Origin of the sequence: Streptomyces canarius (genome assembly GCF_014650735.1) — a bacterium.
GTDB classification, from domain to species: Bacteria; Actinomycetota; Actinomycetes; order Streptomycetales; family Streptomycetaceae; genus Streptomyces; species Streptomyces olivaceoviridis.
The window spans coordinates 1-777 of sequence record NZ_BMVN01000220.1 but is presented as its reverse complement, the minus strand read 5'-3'; the positions used below and the strand labels follow the sequence as shown (position 1 = coordinate 777).

Annotated in this window: 1 pseudogene; it reads left to right on the top strand. The window is 67.3% G+C overall.

The features are described from left to right. Position 1: 1 nt before the first annotated feature. A pseudogene (locus tag IE294_RS46975) lies at positions 2–764 on the top strand (IS5 family transposase). Positions 765–777: the final 13 nt, after the last annotated feature.

Here is a 777-nt window from a genome sequence, read left to right as displayed (position 1 = left end):
GGTGCCGGATGAGGTAGTTCCGGAGGCTCCGTCGCGGCCTCAGGGCGGCGGCCGACGCCGGCACGGTGACCGGGAGGTGCTGGCTGCGATCGTGTTCGTGGCCACGTCAGGCTGCACGTGGCAGCAGCTGCCGTCCGCGTCGTTCGGGCCGTCGGGAGCTACCGCTCACCGGCGCTTTGCCGAGTGGACGAAGGCCAGGGTGTGGGCAAAACTCCACCGCCTGGTTCTCGACGAACTCGGCTCCCGCGGCGAGCTGGACTGGTCCCGCTGCGCGATCGACTCGGTGAACATGCGGGCCCTGAAAAGGGGGAACTGACAGGCCCGAATCCTGTCGACCGGGGCAAGTACGGCTCGAAGATCCACCTGATCACCGAACGGACTGGTCTGCCCCTGTCCGTCGGGATCTCCGGAGCCAACGTTCACGACAGCCAGGCTCTGGTCCCCCTCGTGAAGGGCATACCGCCCATCCGATCGCGCCAGGCCCCCGCCGACGCAAGCCTGAAAAGCTCCATGCCGACAAGGGCTACGACTATCGCCACCTGCGGCAATGGCTGTCTCAGCGTGGCATCCGGCACCGCATCGCCCGCAAGGGCGTCGAGACCTCGCAGCGACTCGGCCGACACCGCTGGACCATCGAACGCACCATGGCCTGGCTCGCCGGCTGCCGCCGACTCCACCGCCGCTACGAGCGCAAGGCCGAGCACTTCCTCGCCTTCACGAGCATCGCCTGCACCCTCATCTGCTACCGCAGACTCACCAAATGAGATGACCTGTAAG